The organism is Salmonella sp. NW1250 (genome assembly GCF_051812965.1).
In the GTDB taxonomy this organism is placed as follows: Bacteria; Pseudomonadota; Gammaproteobacteria; order Enterobacterales; family Enterobacteriaceae; genus Salmonella; species Salmonella enterica.
Genome location: NZ_JAMNDD010000001.1, coordinates 208,942 through 225,264, shown reverse-complemented (window position 1 = coordinate 225,264; position 16,323 = coordinate 208,942). Strand labels below are relative to the sequence as shown.

At 49.0% G+C, this 16,323-nt stretch carries 13 protein-coding genes and 1 other RNA gene; 10 read left to right on the top strand and 4 right to left on the bottom strand.

The annotated features are described in order from the left end of the window. Positions 1-13 precede the first annotated feature (13 nt). Entirely contained in the window at positions 14-1,360 is a 1,347-nt protein-coding gene (locus NBA72_RS01180; RefSeq protein ID WP_042947413.1) for an L-cystine transporter, read from the top strand. A 287-nt stretch (positions 1,361-1,647) separates the two neighbouring features. Here the strand turns inward: NBA72_RS01180 and NBA72_RS01175 are convergent, their stop codons facing one another. The 3 genes from NBA72_RS01175 to ydiJ all read right to left on the bottom strand — a co-directional run bounded on the left by NBA72_RS01175 (position 1,648) and on the right by ydiJ (position 5,398). Beyond that, positions 1,648-1,836 carry a YdiH family protein gene (locus tag NBA72_RS01175; RefSeq protein ID WP_001537749.1) on the bottom strand — a complete coding sequence of 63 codons (189 nt, stop codon included), beginning with the start codon at positions 1,834-1,836 and terminating at the stop codon, positions 1,648-1,650. 98 nt (positions 1,837-1,934) lie between these two features. Then, positions 1,935-2,345, bottom strand: coding sequence for a 1,4-dihydroxy-2-naphthoyl-CoA hydrolase (menI, locus tag NBA72_RS01170; protein WP_000637926.1), 411 nt, complete (start codon positions 2,343-2,345; stop codon positions 1,935-1,937). Further along, on the bottom strand, positions 2,342-5,398 hold the full coding sequence (gene ydiJ / locus NBA72_RS01165) for a D-2-hydroxyglutarate dehydrogenase YdiJ (protein ID WP_042947417.1): 3,057 nt from the start codon (positions 5,396-5,398) through the stop codon (positions 2,342-2,344). The genes menI and ydiJ overlap by 4 nt, the downstream gene beginning before the upstream one ends. Positions 5,399-5,662: 264 nt before the next feature. On the opposite strand from ydiJ, the gene ydiK reads away from it, so the two are divergent. The 9 genes from ydiK to NBA72_RS01120 all read left to right on the top strand — a co-directional run bounded on the left by ydiK (position 5,663) and on the right by NBA72_RS01120 (position 15,198). Beyond that, the gene (gene ydiK, locus NBA72_RS01160; protein ID WP_000248615.1) at positions 5,663-6,781 is read left to right on the top strand and encodes an AI-2E family transporter YdiK; all 1,119 of its coding nucleotides are present in this window, start codon (positions 5,663-5,665) and stop codon (positions 6,779-6,781) included. A gap of 182 nt (positions 6,782-6,963) precedes the next feature. After that, positions 6,964-7,071, top strand: an RNA gene (gene rprA / locus NBA72_RS01155) — antisense sRNA RprA. Positions 7,072-7,238: 167 nt separating this feature from the next. Beyond that, the gene (locus NBA72_RS01150) at positions 7,239-7,598 is read left to right on the top strand and encodes a YdiL family protein (RefSeq protein WP_000980454.1); all 360 of its coding nucleotides are present in this window, start codon (positions 7,239-7,241) and stop codon (positions 7,596-7,598) included. A gap of 140 nt (positions 7,599-7,738) precedes the next feature. Continuing rightward, complete coding sequence (locus NBA72_RS01145; protein WP_000797667.1) at positions 7,739-8,950, top strand: MFS transporter; 1,212 nt, start codon at positions 7,739-7,741, stop codon at positions 8,948-8,950. Between the two features lie 362 nt (positions 8,951-9,312). Next, complete coding sequence (locus NBA72_RS01140; RefSeq protein WP_000081211.1) at positions 9,313-10,548, top strand: MFS transporter; 1,236 nt, start codon at positions 9,313-9,315, stop codon at positions 10,546-10,548. Positions 10,549-10,614: 66 nt separating this feature from the next. Then, entirely contained in the window at positions 10,615-11,481 is an 867-nt protein-coding gene (gene ydiB, locus NBA72_RS01135; protein WP_000383488.1) for a quinate/shikimate dehydrogenase, read from the top strand. A gap of 44 nt (positions 11,482-11,525) precedes the next feature. Further along, complete coding sequence (gene aroD / locus NBA72_RS01130; protein WP_000860224.1) at positions 11,526-12,284, top strand: type I 3-dehydroquinate dehydratase; 759 nt, start codon at positions 11,526-11,528, stop codon at positions 12,282-12,284. 153 nt (positions 12,285-12,437) lie between these two features. Then, positions 12,438-14,033: an acyl CoA:acetate/3-ketoacid CoA transferase gene (locus NBA72_RS01125; RefSeq protein ID WP_000773598.1), complete on the top strand. Its 1,596-nt coding sequence runs from the start codon at positions 12,438-12,440 to the stop codon at positions 14,031-14,033. Between the two features lie 13 nt (positions 14,034-14,046). Continuing rightward, a complete protein-coding gene (locus NBA72_RS01120) occupies positions 14,047-15,198 on the top strand; it encodes an acyl-CoA dehydrogenase (protein ID WP_000347819.1) in 1,152 nt (383 codons plus the stop codon). Positions 15,199-15,273: 75 nt separating this feature from the next. Here NBA72_RS01120 and NBA72_RS01115 read toward each other — a convergent pair whose 3' ends face one another. Next, positions 15,274-16,164: an AraC family transcriptional regulator gene (locus tag NBA72_RS01115; protein WP_000284832.1), complete on the bottom strand. Its 891-nt coding sequence runs from the start codon at positions 16,162-16,164 to the stop codon at positions 15,274-15,276. Positions 16,165-16,323 lie beyond the last annotated feature (159 nt).

Here is a 16,323-nt window from a genome sequence, read left to right as displayed (position 1 = left end):
AGAGGCTTAAAATATGGTTGTTACGCTCGCGTATATCGCACTTTTTTTGGTTTTCTCGTGGGTCATCTTGAGAATTAATCAAAAAAGCGATTCCCTGTCGAAAAGCGTTTTTATCGCTATCTTTTTAGGGGCTGTTATTGGTTTATCCCTGCATTTTATTTCAGCAAATCACACTAAAACTATTATCGAATGGTACAGCATCGTCGGCAATGGTTACGTCCATCTGTTGAAACTGGTCGCTATACCGCTAATTTTTATTTCTATTCTTTCCGCCATCAATAAACTGGAAAATAGTGCCGGCATCGGAAAAATGTCGCTGACGATCGTCGGATGCATGTTATGCCTGGTGATGGCTGCTGGTTTTATCGGATTACTGACCGCCCATGTACTGGGGCTTGACGCCAGCGCTTTTGTGCACATGCCGTCAATGTTAACTACAGAAGAAGTCAATAAGACTGCCGCGGTGTCGATTCCCCAGTTAGTGACATCGCTGATTCCGACTAATATTTTTCTTGATCTTACGGGGGCCAGAAGTGTTTCCGTTATCGGCATCGTTATCTTCACGCTAATAGCGGGGATCGCTCTGTTAAAGGTCAAAAAAGAGGCGCCGGAAGAAGGTCAGAAATTAAGCGCAGGCATTAACGCTATTCAGATCTGGGTCATGAAGATGGTACGTATCGTTATTGCATTAACGCCCTATGGCGTCATGGCATTAATGACTACCGTATTTTCATCATACCACCTTGAACAATTCGCCAGCTTACTTGGTTTTATCGGCGCCTGTTACATCGCGATTTTCATGATGTTTATCGTGCACGCTATCTTGCTGATCCTCAGCGGTAATAATCCAGCGCGTTATTTCAGAATGGTGTGGCCCGTCTTAACCTTTGCGTTTGTTTCCCGCAGCAGCGCAGCCTCTATCCCGCTGGCCATTTCCGCCCAGGAAAAATTTGGCGTACAAAGCCCCATTGCCAATATTTCCGCCTCGTTTGGCTCCAGCATGGGGCAAAATGGCTGCGCCGGGATTTATCCGGCTATTATGGTAGCGATGATTGCGCCCACCATCGGCATTGATCCGCTCTCGCTGCATTTTCTGGCCGCGATGTTGCCTGCCATTGCGCTAGGGTCTATTGGCGTAGCCGGCGTCGGCGGCGGCGGTACGTTCGCGGCGCTGATTGTCCTGTCGACGTTGAATTTTCCCGTTGCGCTGGTCGGTATTTTTATTGCCATCGAACCTATCGTTGATATGGCCCGCACGGCACTGAACGTTAACGGATCGATGATGTCAGGTGTGCTGGCTAACCGTATTTTGAATAATCATACGGCTGACGACATGCCAGCGGTTATTGACAGACCTTAGTTTTTTACGCGCCCGGAAAAGAAAAACCCTTAAGTCTGTTCAATACAGGCTTAAGGGTTCCGGCCCCATCCGGCGCTTATCTCCGGCACTCTTAATGGCTTAGCTCTTGAAGGGGCATAAGAATAATCTCATAAAGAGCGCGCGCCTTTTTAGCACAAATGGCGATCTGTATTTTTTTTAAACAAAATCAAGGGGGTTATCTATTACCGGGGGACAGTGTCTGGTGAGATCGCCTGGTAACATAGCCGGATGGCGGCTAACGCCTTATCCGGCCTACACAGACTTTATTAATGCACGCCCAACCGCCAGGCGAAATAGATCTCTTCTTTCAGTTCGGTTGCAGAGAGGGTGAGGAGATCGGCAAACTCTAACTCCAGCTGTTTTAAACGCTTCAAATACTGCGCGGGAGAAAGTTCGGTTTTATCACGGCGTAAAAATTCAATCGCCAGTTGGGTTGGGTCTAAATCAGTAGACATATCATCCTCGCTTATGTGTAAACGTGCACAGTATATCACCTTTTTCTGCGCACATTTTGACCAAAAGCAATATGCATCACACTTTTATGGTGACAACGTCACACAATCGCCGTAGTAAGGCGCGAAGAACAGCACAGACGTCCCTGTTCATCAAAGATCTCTATCTGCCAGACCTGATGGCGAGCCCCGGTATGCAACGCTTTACAGACGCCTCGTACGCGCCCCTGACGCGCTGACCGTACATGGTTGGCATTCACCTCCAGCCCCACCACCTTTTGCTCCCCCTGCGTACACAGATAACCTGCGACCGAGCCGATACTTTCCGCCAGCACCACAGACGCTCCGCCATGCAGCAAGCCGAACGGCTGTTTGGTTCGATGATCGACGGGCATTGTCGCTTCCAGCGTATCGTCCCCAATATGCTCAAAGCGGATATCAAGCAGGCCAACCATATTCCCTTCCCCCATCGCATTAAGCGCATCGAGGGTCACTTCACGTTTCCAGATCAACCTATAATCTCCAGTAATGCCTGCAACGGGTGACGCACGCCCGTACCTTCAATGCGTTTAACCTGGCTTCGGCAGGAATAGCCGGTTGCCAGGCAACGGTTTCGCGGTAGACGTTGCATCGCCTGATGCCAGGATAGCTCATAAATTCCCAGCGAATTTTTATGATTGGTGAGTTCATGTCCATAAGTGCCCGCCATACCGCAGCAGCCTACGCTGACATTTTCCAGCTTCGCGCCAAAATGGGCAAAGATGGCGGCCCACTGCGCAGGCGCGCCGGGTAAAGCCGTGACTTCCGTACAATGACCAAAAAAGTACCACGGTTCGCCGCTCACCTCGACGGACAGTCTTGCATTTATTTCCTGCGCCAGCCATTCATTCACCAGCAACACATGAAAATCGCCGCGCTGTTCGCCCAGCGCCAGTTTGTATTCGTCGCGATAACACAGAACCAGCGCCGGATCGACGCCCACCATCGGCATCCCCAACGCGGCGATCCGATTAAGGAACTCAGAGGTTTTTTTCGCCGTTTTCGCAAAGCGATTAAGAAAACCTTTAATATGCTGCGCCTTACCATTCGGCGAGAACGGTAACAATACCGGCCTCCTGCCCAGCTTTTCCGCCAGGCGGATAAAGTCCGCTACGACCCGGGCGTCGTAGTAGCTGGTAAACGGATCCTGAACCACCAGTACCGTTTTCGCTTTTTGCTCGGCGCTCATGCGTTCCAGTTGCTCAAGCGTCATATTGGCAGACGGATGGCCCACCAGTTGCTGTTGCAATGAAGGGGCAGAAAGCAGAGGTAAATCCACCATACCGATATGTTTTTTCGCCAGATTACGAACTACCGGTTGGTTAATAAAAAAGTTAAAGGTCTTTGGCGCACGCGCCATCAGCGGCGCGTAGGTCTCGACCGTCGCCACCAGATGATCGCGTACCGGACGCAGATAACGCGTATGGTAAAGCTGTAAGAAACGTGAACGAAACTCCGGAACATCGATTTTAATCGGACACTGGGTCGTACAGGCTTTACACGCCAGACAGCCGGACATGGCCTCTTTAACTTCATGGGAAAAGTCATACTCGCCTTTGCGTTTGTGCCAACTATTCCGGGTGCGGGCAATCAGCGTGCGTAAGCTGGCGCGTTTTTCTGGCAACTCCTTTTCCAGCTTCAACGGATCGACGCCGCGATCGGCCAATAGACGGAGCCATTCCCGCACCAGCGTCGCCCGCCCTTTCGGCGAGTGGATCCGGTTAAGGCTAATTTTCATCGACGGGCACATTGGGCTTTTCGCATCGAAATTAAAGCACAGGCCGTTACCATTACACTCCATAGCGCCGCGCCAGGTCTGCCGTACCGCCAGCGGGATTTGCCGATCCCAGGTGCCGCGTTTTACCGCATCCACCTTCATCATCGGCGCCTCTATCCCCTGCGGTGGACAGATTTTACCCGGGTTAAGTCGATTATGCGGATCAAAAGCCGCTTTTATTTTGCGCAGCTCGCCATACAGGACTTCGCCGAAAAAGGCCGGGCTGTATTCCGCACGGAAACCTTTTCCATGCTCGCCCCACAACAGCCCGCCGTATCTGGCGGTCAGCGCGACGACCTCATCGGAGATCTGTTTCATCAACAGTTCCTGCTGCGGATCGCACATATCCAGCGCCGGACGCACATGCAGCACCCCGGCATCCACGTGGCCGAACATGCCGTAACTTAAGCCATGACCATCCAGCAGGGCGCGAAATTCGGCGATGTAATCGGCCAGATGTTCAGGCGGCACGCAGGTATCTTCCGCAAAAGGAATCGGTTTGGCAGCGCCTTTCGCATTACCCAGCAGCCCTACCGCTTTTTTACGCATCGCGTAAATACGCTCAATACCCGTCAAATCGGTACAAAGTTGCCAGCCGATCACGCCCGCTTCCGCACGCGCCATCAGGCCATCCAGCCGGTGGCACAGCGCCTCGACCTGTCCGTCAATAAGCGCTTCATCGTCACCCGCGAATTCTACGATATTCAGGCCAAGCATCTCTTTATCCGGCACATCGGTAATCAATTCGCTAACGGAGTGCCAGACAATATCTTCCCGAGCGAGGTTAAGGACTTTGGAATCGACCGTCTCGACGGATAAGGCGCGCGCATCAACCATAAAAGGGGCGTTACGCAGCGCGGAATCAAAGGAGTCGTATTTTACATTCACCAGACGGCGGACTTTGGGTATCGGGGTAATATCCAGCCGGGCTTCAGTAATAAACGCCAGCGTCCCTTCCGACCCCGTTAAGATGCGGGTAAGATCGAAGCGGGTCATGTCATCGTTAAAGACGTGGCGTAAATCGTAGCCTGTCAGGAAACGATTGAGCTTTGGAAAGCTATCGAGGATAAGTTGACGGTTTTCCAGGCAGGACTGATAGACGGCCTGATAGATGCGGCCTGGCATCGTCGTGTTTTCACCCAGCGTCCGGGCAAGCTCTACGGGCATCGATTGCGTGTCAAGGATATCGCCCCCCAACAATACGGCCCGTATGCCTAAGACGTGATCTGACGTTTTCCCATAGACCAGCGAACCCTGACCAGAGGCATCGGTATTAATCATACCGCCAAGCGTGGCGCGATTACTGGTGGAAAGTTCCGGCGCAAAAAAATAGCCATACGGCTTTAACGCCTGATTAAGCTGATCTTTTATCACCCCCGCCTCTACCCGCACCCATCCCTCTTCAGGATTAATTTCAATAATGCGGTTCATATAGCGGGACATATCAACAATAATGCCCTGGTTTAGCGCCTGGCCATTCGTGCCAGTACCGCCGCCTCGAGGGGTAAATATCAGCGACGTAAAGCGCGGCTCCGCCGCCAGACGGGCAAGAAGCGCGACATCCGCCGTAGAACGGGGAAACACAACAGCATCGGGAAGAAGCTGGTAGATACTGTTATCGGTCGACATTGTCAGACGGTCGGCATAGCTGGTTGCCGTATCGCCCGTAAACCCTTGCTGCTCCAGCGCCTGCAAAAAATTGAGCACCAGCTGAACGACGCCGGGTGCCTGAGAAATTTGTGGAATCATTATATTGACCTTTTCCTGCGGTCTATGTTGTGAACGGTGGCGCCCAACCCGGCGAGCGCGAGCGGTCTACGCACAGGAAGGGATGCTTAATCGTTTGCGTGTTGCGTTATTTGTTGTATCACATTTTTTTCCTGTGCGCCCAACAGAATTACATGCAGAATCGGCCTGTTAAAAACCGCTGAAATTGCTCATCATTATAGGGTGTGGTTTGCATGTTCACGTCGCGCCAACGTTCTGGCGCAAAGACAAAGGTGAAAAGTATTTATGGTAAATGTTCGTCAGCCCAGGGATATTGCGCAAGTGCTGCTATCGGTGCTGTTTTTAGCCATCATGATTGTGGCCTGTTTGTGGATAGTACAGCCTTTTATTTTGGGGTTTGCATGGGCAGGTACGATTGTTATCGCGACCTGGCCCGTTTTGCTGAAATTACAAAAAATATTGTGGGGCCGCCGCTCGCTTGCCGTACTGGTCATGACGCTGCTGTTAGTGCTGCTCTTCGTTATTCCCGTCGCCTTGCTGGTGAACAGCATAGTCGATGGTAGCGGCCCGCTCATCCATGCAGTGACCGGCGGCGATATGACGCTACCCGATCTGGCATGGTTAAATAATATTCCGTTGGTTGGCGCCAAACTGTATGCCGGATGGCATAGCCTGCTGGATATGGGCGGTAGCGCTATTATGGCGAAAGTGCGGCCTTATATCGGCACAACCACGACCTGGTTTGTCGGTCAGGCGGCGCATATCGGACGCTTTATGATGCACTGCGCCCTGATGCTGTTGTTTAGCGCCCTGCTTTACTGGCGCGGCGAACAAGTGGCGATGGGAATACGCCATTTTGCCTGTCGTCTCGCGGCTAAACGCGGCGATGCGGCGGTTCTGCTGGCTGCCCAGGCGATCCGCGCCGTGGCGCTTGGCGTGGTGGTCACCGCGCTGGTACAGGCGGTACTTGGCGGCGTCGGTCTGGCGATTTCCGGCGTGCCTTACGCTACCCTGTTGACGGTAGTGATGATCCTTTCGTGTCTGGTTCAGTTGGGGCCGTTGCCGGTATTGATTCCAGCCATTATCTGGCTTTACTGGACAGGCGACACCACCTGGGGCACCGTGCTGCTGGTTTGGAGCGCCGTCGTCGGCACTCTGGATAACGTGATTCGCCCGGTACTCATCCGCATGGGTGCCGATTTACCGCTGCTTCTGATCCTTTCCGGGGTAATCGGCGGCCTGATTGCATTCGGTATGATTGGTCTGTTTATTGGACCGGTGCTTCTGGCCGTGACCTGGCGTTTGTTCTCCGCATGGGTACATGAAGTTCCGGCGCCGACGAATGAACCAGAGGAGATCCTTGAAGAGCTGGATGACATCGAGGAAGCCAACAAGCAGTCATAATCCCGTCGGGCGGCATTGCCGCCCGATGCTTTAGCGACGTTTATCAATTCAACGCACACCCCATTTTGATTCGCCCGTCTGTTCCCCGCCGCATCTCATTTCTGTCGCAAATCCGTTACAGTTTTTAAACTATTGAGACGAATCTGATCGACGCAAAAAGTGCTCATGCCTACTATTAGCACACGGTTATAAATCAACACATTGATTTATAAGCATGGAAATCCCCTGAGTGAAACAACGAATTGCTGTGTGTAGTCTTTGCCCGTCTCCTACGATGGGCTTTTTTTTTAACTTTTTTCGCCACATTGTTACATAAGCCAGCTCCCGTTTTCCTTCAACACCGCGATATCTGCAACGAACAAATAATATTGCACAAAATAGTGTGATTCTGTTCAAGTCGAAACGGTGTCGGTGGTGCTATTTATAGCATCACTTTTTTCATATAAAAGCCTAAAAAATGATGAACGCGTTAGAACTACAAGCACTACGGCGTATTTTTGATATGACGATTGAAGAATGCACAATCTATATCACCCAGGATAATAATTCGGCAACCTGGCAACGATGGGAAGCTGGCGACACTCCCATCTCTCCAGAAATCATTGCCAGGTTAAAGGAAATGAAAGCCAAGAGACAGCGACGAATTAACGCCATTGTTGACAAAATAAATAACCGCATCGGCAATAATACAATGCGTTACTTCCCTGATTTATCTTCTTTTCAGTCCATTTATACAGAGGGTGATTTTATCGAGTGGAAAATTTATCAATCTGTTGCTGCCGAACTTTTCGCACATGATCTGGAGCGGCTGTGTTAGACGTAAACTTTATCGCCGCATCGTATTGATACCGGATAGAAAACCACACAATCACGACATTGACTTGTCACCCTATCCAATATGCTTCCTGCCTGTGTATACCACTGTAACGTTCAGGCGGCATCTCTGAGTCAGATAATATGAAAAATCGTTATTTCCCTACCGCTGTAGGGTTGTATTTTAATTACTTTGTACATGGCATGGGGGTTATCCTGATGAGCCTGAACATGTCATCGCTTGAACAGCAATGGCATACCAGTGCCGCAGGCGTATCTATTGTGATCTCTTCGCTTGGTATTGGCCGGCTAAGCGTTTTGTTAATCGCCGGTATGCTTTCCGATCGCTTTGGTCGCCGTCCTTTTATCATTCTGGGGACCGCCTGTTACCTGATTTTTTTCATTGGCATTCTTTATGCTCAGACGATTTTTGTCGCTTATGCCTGTGGCTTTTTAGCGGGTATGGCCAACAGTTTTTTGGATGCAGGTACCTATCCCAGTTTGATGGAAGCCTTCCCTCGCTCCCCCAGTACGGCAAATATTCTGATCAAAGCATTTGTCTCTGGCGGGCAATTCTTGTTGCCCATTATTATCAGTTTATTAGTCTGGGCTAATATGTGGTTTGGCTGGTCCTTCCTGCTTGCCGGGGCGATCATGCTTATTAATGCTCTGTTTTTATTACGCTGCCCTTTTCCACCCTATCCAGGTCGGATATTGAAACCCAAAATCTCGCAAGCGCCTGTCGCAGGCGTACATCATTGCTCCCTCATCGATCTTATCAGCTACACCCTTTATGGCTATATCTCGATGGCAACCTTTTACCTTATCAGCCAGTGGCTGGCGCAGTATGGACAGTTCGTCGCAGGAATGTCGTATACCCAATCCATCAAACTGTTAAGTATTTATACCTGCGGCTCGCTACTGTGCGTTTTTATAACCGCCCCGCTGGTCAGAAAAACAATTCGCTCTACCACATTATTGATGTTTTATACCTTTATCTCTTTTATTGCGCTTCTGACGGTCTGCCTGCATCCTCAGGCCTATGTTGTTATGATCTTCGCATTCGTCATTGGATTCTCTTCCGCCGGTGGCGTAGTACAAATCGGCCTGACGCTGATGGCGGCCCGTTTTCCACAGGAGAAAGGTAAAGCGACCGGTATTTATTACAGCGCCGGCAGTATCGCGACGTTCACTATTCCGTTGATCACAGCGCGGATTTCAGAAATGAGCATTGCACATATTATGTGGTTTGATACCGGTATCGCCGCAGTGGGATTTCTCCTCGCACTGTTCATCGGTTACCGAAGTCGGGCTGAATCACAACATCACGCTGAAGCAGCGTCAACTGCGCAATAAATGTTAGCGTGCCAACTGCAATATTATTGCCTTGCTATGCAAAATAAAACGTTAGCCATTATCACAGGGAAACAAAAATGTAATTTTCGTGTTAATTATTATTCATTATCTTCACACTTATCAGAAAAATTGCGATGAGCATCACGAGTTATATGTATTAAACAACAAATTCGCAGCAATTTTTATATTTCCTGGCTAACAAATGAAATGCTATCAATGCAATAAACCTGGCATTTTAAACGCCATGTTATGTACATATAACGACAGTACCGACTTATAGTGTTACTGAACAATCGCTGCATGTAGTAAAGCAGTAATAAGCAGGACATTGAATCAAACCATCAGCAAGGAGCTGTGAACAAATGTCTCAGAACAAGGCTCGCAACATGCCATATTTGCTGGCTGTTATCTGCATTTATTTTAGTTACTTTCTCCACGGCATGAGTGTTATTACACTAGCCCAGAACATGACCTCCCTTGCACAGAAATTCTCCACGGATAGCGCCGGTATCGCCTATTTAATCTCTGGCATTGGTCTTGGCCGTCTGGTCAGTATTTTATTCTTTGGCGTACTGTCCGATAAATTTGGCCGTCGGGCAATAATACTGCTTGGCGCCGTACTATATATGCTGTTTTTCTTCGGTATTCCCGCCAGTCCTAACCTGATGATCGCTTTCATATTAGCGGTGTGTGTCGGCGTGGCGAACTCCGCGCTGGATACCGGCGGATACCCTGCATTAATGGAGTGTTTTCCCAAAGCATCGGGCTCGGCAGTTATTCTGGTTAAAGCGATGGTCTCTTTTGGGCAAATGATTTATCCCCTTATCGTCAGCGCCTTGTTAGTCAACCATATCTGGTACGGCTACGCGGTGGTAATCCCCGGTATCCTTTTCGTCCTCATCACGTTGATGCTGTTGAAAAGCCGTTTTCCCAGCCAACTTGTCGATGCCAGTATTGCGAAAGAATTACCCCAGATGAACAGTACTCCCCTCGTCTGGCTGGAAGGCGTAGCTTCCGTTTTATTTGGCGTCGCCGCGTTCTCAACCTTCTATGTGATTGTGGTCTGGATGCCTAAATATGCGATGGCCTTCGCCGGAATGGCGGAATCCGACGCGCTGAAAACCATCTCTTATTACAGTATGGGATCGTTGGTTTGCGTGTTTATTTTTGCCGCATTGCTGAAAAAAATGGTTCGCCCCATCTGGGCCAATGTTTTCAATGCCGGGCTGGCGACACTCACCGCTGCGGCAATTTACCTGTATCCCTCTCCACTGATCTGTAATGCTGGCGCCTTCGTGATTGGTTTTTCCGCTGCTGGAGGTATTTTACAATTAGGCGTATCGGTAATGTCGGAATTTTTCCCTAAGAGTAAAGCTAAAGTCACCAGTATATATATGATGATGGGGGGCGTAGCTAACTTTCTTATCCCACTGATTACCGGTTATCTCTCTACTATTGGCCTGCAATATATCATTTTGTTAGATTTTGCCTTTGCACTACTGACATTTATCACCGCCATTATTGTATTTATTCGCTATTATCGCGTATTTAAGATCCCGCAAAACGATGTCCGATTTGGCGAGCGTTATTTCCAGTAAAAATGTTAACTATGCGCAACAGGCATGCGCCCTGCTCTGCACTGTCCACTTATTAAGGAGTATAAAATGGATGTTACCGCAAAATATGAATTAATTGGTCTTATGGCGTATCCTATCCGTCATAGCTTATCGCCCGAAATGCAAAACAAAGCGTTAGAAAAAGCGGGGCTACCGTATACCTATATGGCTTTCGAAGTGGATAACACGACGTTTGCCAGCGCTATTGAAGGACTGAAAGCATTAAAAATGCGCGGTACGGGCGTCTCCATGCCAAACAAACAGCTCGCGTGTGAGTATGTTGATGAATTAACGCCAGCAGCAAAACTGGTTGGCGCTATCAACACCATTGTTAACGATGACGGCTATCTACGCGGCTACAATACGGATGGTACGGGCCATATTCGGGCAATTAAAGAAAGCGGTTTCGATATTCGGGGAAAAACCATGGTGCTGCTCGGCGCGGGAGGCGCGGCTACCGCCATTGGCGCCCAGGCAGCCATTGAAGGCATTAAGGAAATTAAACTGTTTAACCGTAAAGATGACTTTTTCGAAAAAGCGGTTGCCTTTGCGAAGCGGGTGAATGAAAACACCGATTGCGTCGTTACCGTCACCGATCTTGCCGATCAGCACGCTTTTACTGAAGCGCTTGCCAGCGCAGATATTCTGACGAACGGCACCAAAGTTGGCATGAAACCATTGGAGAACGAATCCCTGATCGGCGATGTTTCCCTGCTCCGCCCTGAATTGCTGGTCACCGAATGTGTTTATAATCCGCATATGACAAAGTTATTGCAGCAGGCGCAACAAGCTGGTTGCAAAACAATTGATGGTTACGGCATGTTGTTATGGCAAGGAGCCGAACAGTTTGAACTGTGGACAGGAAAAGCGTTTCCATTGGACTATGTGAAGCAGGTGATGGGATTCACAGCCTGACCGGTAAAATTATAATTGCGACGAATGACAATGAAGGGTACCAAATGAAAACCGTAACTGTAAGAGATCTCGTGGTTGGCGAAGGCGCGCCAAAGATCATTGTGTCGCTAATGGGAAAAACCATTACCGATGTGAAATCGGAAGCACTCGCCTACCGTGAAGCGGATTTCGATATTCTGGAGTGGCGCGTTGACCATTTTGCCAACGTGACAACGGCGGAAAGCGTACTTGAGGCCGCCGGCGCCATCCGGGAGATTATTACCGATAAACCCTTGCTATTTACCTTCCGCAGCGCGAAAGAAGGCGGCGAACAGGCGCTAACCACCGGACAGTATATCGCTCTGAATCGTGCAGCGGTTGACAGCGGTCTGGTCGATATGATCGATCTTGAGCTTTTTACCGGCGACGATGAGGTGAAAGCCACCGTCGGCTATGCTCATCAACACAACGTTGCGGTGATCATGTCTAACCATGATTTTCATAAAACGCCCGCAGCGGAAGAGATTGTTCAGCGTCTGCGTAAAATGCAGGAACTGGGCGCCGATATTCCGAAGATCGCCGTCATGCCGCAGACTAAAGCCGATGTCCTGACCTTACTTACCGCCACTGTAGAAATGCAGGAGCGCTATGCGGATCGTCCGATTATTACCATGTCGATGTCGAAAACCGGGGTAATATCTCGTCTTGCCGGCGAAGTGTTCGGTTCTGCAGCAACGTTTGGCGCGGTGAAAAAAGCATCTGCGCCGGGACAAATATCGGTAGCCGATCTGCGTACCGTATTAACTATATTGCACCAGGCGTAATACTTTATCGTGTGGCGGAATATTCTCTTTCTGCCACAATAAAATAAATAGTTATCTGACATGAATATGTTCCATATTCATTGAAAGCCGCTGTCTTTATTACCTTAACACGGTTATATCGATATTGCTTTCAGGGATAATAGTGGAGTAAATATGAAACTCAATAAGCCATCACGCATTAATGGCCGCGTTCCCGTGCTCTCTGCACAAGAAGCAGTAAATTATATCCCGGACGAGGCCACTTTATGTATTCTGGGCGCAGGCGGCGGCATTCTCGAAGCGACAACATTAATTACCGCACTGGCAGATAAATATCAAACAACCCAGTCACCACGAGATTTATCTATTATTAGCCCTACCGGATTAGGTGACCGCGCCGATCGCGGCATCAGCCCGCTGGCGCAGGAGGGATTGGTAAAATGGGCGCTATGCGGACATTGGGGGCAATCTCCCCGTATTTCTGAACTGGCTGAACAAAATAAAATCGCCGCCTATAACTACCCACAAGGCGTATTAACCCAGACGCTGCGCGCCAGCGCCGCACACCAGCCGGGTATTCTGAGCGATATCGGTATTGGTACCTTTGTCGACCCTCGCCAACAGGGCGGAAAATTAAACGACGTGACTAAAGAAGATCTCATTAAGCTGGTAGAGATCGATAATAAAGAATATCTCTATTATAAAGCGATAGCGCCTAATGTGGCTTTTATCCGCGCCACCACCTGCGACAGCGAAGGCTATGCATCATTTGAAGATGAGGTGATGTATCTTGATGCGCTGGTGATCGCCCAGGCCGTTCACAATAATGGCGGTATTGTAATGATGCAGGTGCAGAAAATGGTAAAAAAAGCCACGCTGCATCCAAAATCCGTGCGTATTCCCGGCTATCTGGTGGATATTGTGGTTGTCGACGCCGACCAGACGCAACTCTATGGCGGCGCGCCGGTGAACCGATTTATCTCCGGGGATTTTACTCTTGATGACAGTACCCAGCTTACCCTGCCCCTTAATCAGCGCAAGCTGGTAGCCCGACGCGCGCTGTTTGAAATGCGTAAAGGCGCGGTAGGCAATGTGGGCGTAGGCATTGCCGACGGTATTGGTCTGGTCGCTCGCGAGGAAGGCTGCGCCGATGACTTCGTGCTGACCGTGGAAACAGGCCCGGTGGGCGGTATTACCTCTCAGGGCGTGGCCTTCGGTGCCAATGTCAATACCCGCGCGATCCTTGATATGACCTCACAATTTGATTTTTATCACGGCGGTGGGCTCGATGTCTGCTATTTAAGTTTTGCCGAAGTGGATCAACACGGTAATGTCGGTGTACATAAATTCAACGGCAAAATTATGGGCACCGGCGGGTTTATCGATATTAGCGCAACGTCGCAAAAAATTATTTTCTGCGGAACTCTGACGGCCGGAAGTTTAAAAACTGAAATTACCGATGGCAAATTAAATATTCTGCAGGAAGGTCGCGTCAAAAAATTCGTCAGCGAACTGCCGGAAATTACGTTCAGTGGAAAAATTGCGCTTGAGCGCGGGTTAGATGTGCGTTACATCACTGAACGTGCGGTTTTCACTCTCAAACAAGATGGCCTGCATTTAATTGAAATTGCGCCTGGCGTCGATCTGCAACGGGATATTCTTGACAAGATGGATTTTTCACCGGTTATCTCACCAGATTTAAAACTGATGGACACAAGATTATTTACCGATAGCACTATGGGATTCACGCTTCCTGACGCAACACATTAAAAGGAGTACAAATATGGATTTTTCATTAACTGAAGAACAAGAACTATTACTGGCCAGTATTCGCGAGTTAATCACCAGCAATTTTCCGGAAGAGTATTTCCGTACCTGCGATCAAACGGGCACCTATCCCAAAGAATTTATGCAGGCGCTGGCGGAAAACGGTATTTCGATGCTGGGCGTCCCGGAAGAATTCGGCGGCATTCCGGCTGACTATGTAACGCAAATGCTGGCGCTGATGGAAATCTCAAAATGCGGTGCTCCGGCCTTTTTGATTACCAACGGCCAATGCATTCACAGTATGCGCCGTTTTGGTTCCGCAGAACAACTGCGTAAAACAGCAGAAAGTACTCTGGCCACCGGCGATCCAGCATATGCGCTAGCTTTAACAGAACCTGGCGCGGGCTCTGATAATAATAGCGCCACAACAACCTGGACGCGTAAAAACGGCAAGGTTTATCTTAACGGCCAAAAAACATTTATCACCGGTGCAAAAGAATATCCTTACATGCTGGTTCTGGCGCGCGATACGGAGCCAAAAGATCCTAAAAAAGCGTTCACGCTTTGGTGGGTGGACTCAAATAAACCGGGCATAAAGATTAATCCGCTGCACAAAATTGGCTGGCACATGTTGAGTACATGCGAAGTTTATCTCGATAATGTCGAGGTGGACGAAAGCGACCGGGTCGGTGAAGAAGGCATGGGTTTCCTCAATGTCATGTACAATTTTGAAATGGAGCGTTTGATTAATGCGGCGCGCAGTACAGGTTTCGCCGAATGCGCATTTGAAGATGCCGCCCGTTACGCCAACCAGCGTATCGCCTTTGGTAAACCCATCGGCCATAACCAGATGATCCAGGAAAAGCTGGCGTTAATGGCCATCAAAATCGAAAACATGCGCAATATGGTGTTGAAAGTCGCCTGGCAGGCCGATCGGGAAGAGTCACTGCGTACCAGCGCCGCGCTGGCTAAGCTGTACTGCGCACGCACAGCGATGGAAGTGATTGACGATGCGATTCAGATTATGGGTGGGCTTGGTTATACTGACGAAGCCCGTGTCTCCCGCTTCTGGCGCGATGTTCGCTGCGAACGTATCGGTGGCGGCACGGATGAAATTATGATCTATGTGGCAGGACGCCAGATTCTGAAAGACTATCAGAACAAGTAAGGATCGTACCGGAACGTCTTATTCGGCCTGACTGCTTTACGGCATCAGGCCGAATAAATCAGATAAATTTCGCCGTCAGGTATTTGGCAGCAAATACGCCTGCTCAACCAGACTATTTTTAAATTGCTTACGATAATCGTTGGGAGAACATCCTACATGCCGCATAAACAATTTGGCAAAATGGTCCACATTTTCATATCCTACCCGCCATGAAATTTCTGCCAGTGGCGACTCAGTGTTTGTCAGCGCAAACTTGGCCTCGGTCATACGTCGTTGAATAACATAGTTGATAGGGGATATATGATATTCCTTGGCAAATTCATGGCATATATAACTGACGCTGGCGCGAAATTTTTTCGATAGCTGGTCAAGCGTGATTTTCTCACGATAATTATTATTGAGATAAACAAGTACATCCTTAATTAATACATCTTTTTTAATGTAGCCTTGTTCAGAACGATAGGCATTTTTAAAATTTTCATAGTAAAGTGCGGTCAGAGTGTAAGCAAATGCATCGTATACAGAGGAAGCCAATACGTTTTTCCCCTGCGGAAGTAACACGCTTAATTCATTAAAGATACTTTTAATGACCTCTTTCCCCTGAACCACGGAAACCACCGGACAGGAATGACTCTGCAATAGTTGGTTTTCTTCCCAACCTGGAAAACAAAACCCATACAGCGCACAGGTATAGGTGGTAGCCGGCGAATTGCTGTCGGATGCTACAGCGTGTAGCCGCCCCCGCTCAACGACGACAATATCGTCCGCATGCGCGACGTAGAGTGAAGAGTCAATAATTAACCTGGCTATCCCTTTTTTGACGTAAATAAGCTCTGTTTCATTATCATGCATATGATGGCCAGACTCCCAGTTTGGATCATCGCTAATGACAAAACGTGAAAATCGAGGGGTCTTGTCCTGTTCAAAAATCGTCTCCGCGGCGGAGTCAAAACAGCGCTGATACATAATAACCTCTGTCAGGTTTAAAAAGATAACCAGGATAAAATAAAGCGAGCGTCAGTGTTGTACAACCGTGGAGATTACCAGCAAAACAAGATTATTCGTTCCGAATGCAAGATATTATGTTCTTTTGCAGACAGCTCAGATTACCTGTCGATAGCGTAT

What these genes read in the sequence shown, in the direction of transcription:
- NBA72_RS01150 (WP_000980454.1), top strand. Translation starts at nt 7,239, where the DNA reads ATGATGAACGCGTTAGAACTACAAGCACTACGGCGTATTTTTGATATG.
- NBA72_RS01115 (WP_000284832.1), bottom strand. Translation starts at nt 16,164, where the DNA reads ATGTATCAGCGCTGTTTTGACTCCGCCGCGGAGACGATTTTTGAACAG.
- NBA72_RS01120 (WP_000347819.1), top strand. Translation starts at nt 14,047, where the DNA reads ATGGATTTTTCATTAACTGAAGAACAAGAACTATTACTGGCCAGTATT.
- ydiB (WP_000383488.1), top strand. Translation starts at nt 10,615, where the DNA reads ATGGATGTTACCGCAAAATATGAATTAATTGGTCTTATGGCGTATCCT.
- NBA72_RS01180 (WP_042947413.1), top strand. Translation starts at nt 14, where the DNA reads ATGGTTGTTACGCTCGCGTATATCGCACTTTTTTTGGTTTTCTCGTGG.
- NBA72_RS01125 (WP_000773598.1), top strand. Translation starts at nt 12,438, where the DNA reads ATGAAACTCAATAAGCCATCACGCATTAATGGCCGCGTTCCCGTGCTC.
- NBA72_RS01145 (WP_000797667.1), top strand. Translation starts at nt 7,739, where the DNA reads ATGAAAAATCGTTATTTCCCTACCGCTGTAGGGTTGTATTTTAATTAC.
- NBA72_RS01175 (WP_001537749.1), bottom strand. Translation starts at nt 1,836, where the DNA reads ATGTCTACTGATTTAGACCCAACCCAACTGGCGATTGAATTTTTACGC.
- ydiJ (WP_042947417.1), bottom strand. Translation starts at nt 5,398, where the DNA reads ATGATTCCACAAATTTCTCAGGCACCCGGCGTCGTTCAGCTGGTGCTC.
- ydiK (WP_000248615.1), top strand. Translation starts at nt 5,663, where the DNA reads ATGGTAAATGTTCGTCAGCCCAGGGATATTGCGCAAGTGCTGCTATCG.
- NBA72_RS01140 (WP_000081211.1), top strand. Translation starts at nt 9,313, where the DNA reads ATGTCTCAGAACAAGGCTCGCAACATGCCATATTTGCTGGCTGTTATC.
- aroD (WP_000860224.1), top strand. Translation starts at nt 11,526, where the DNA reads ATGAAAACCGTAACTGTAAGAGATCTCGTGGTTGGCGAAGGCGCGCCA.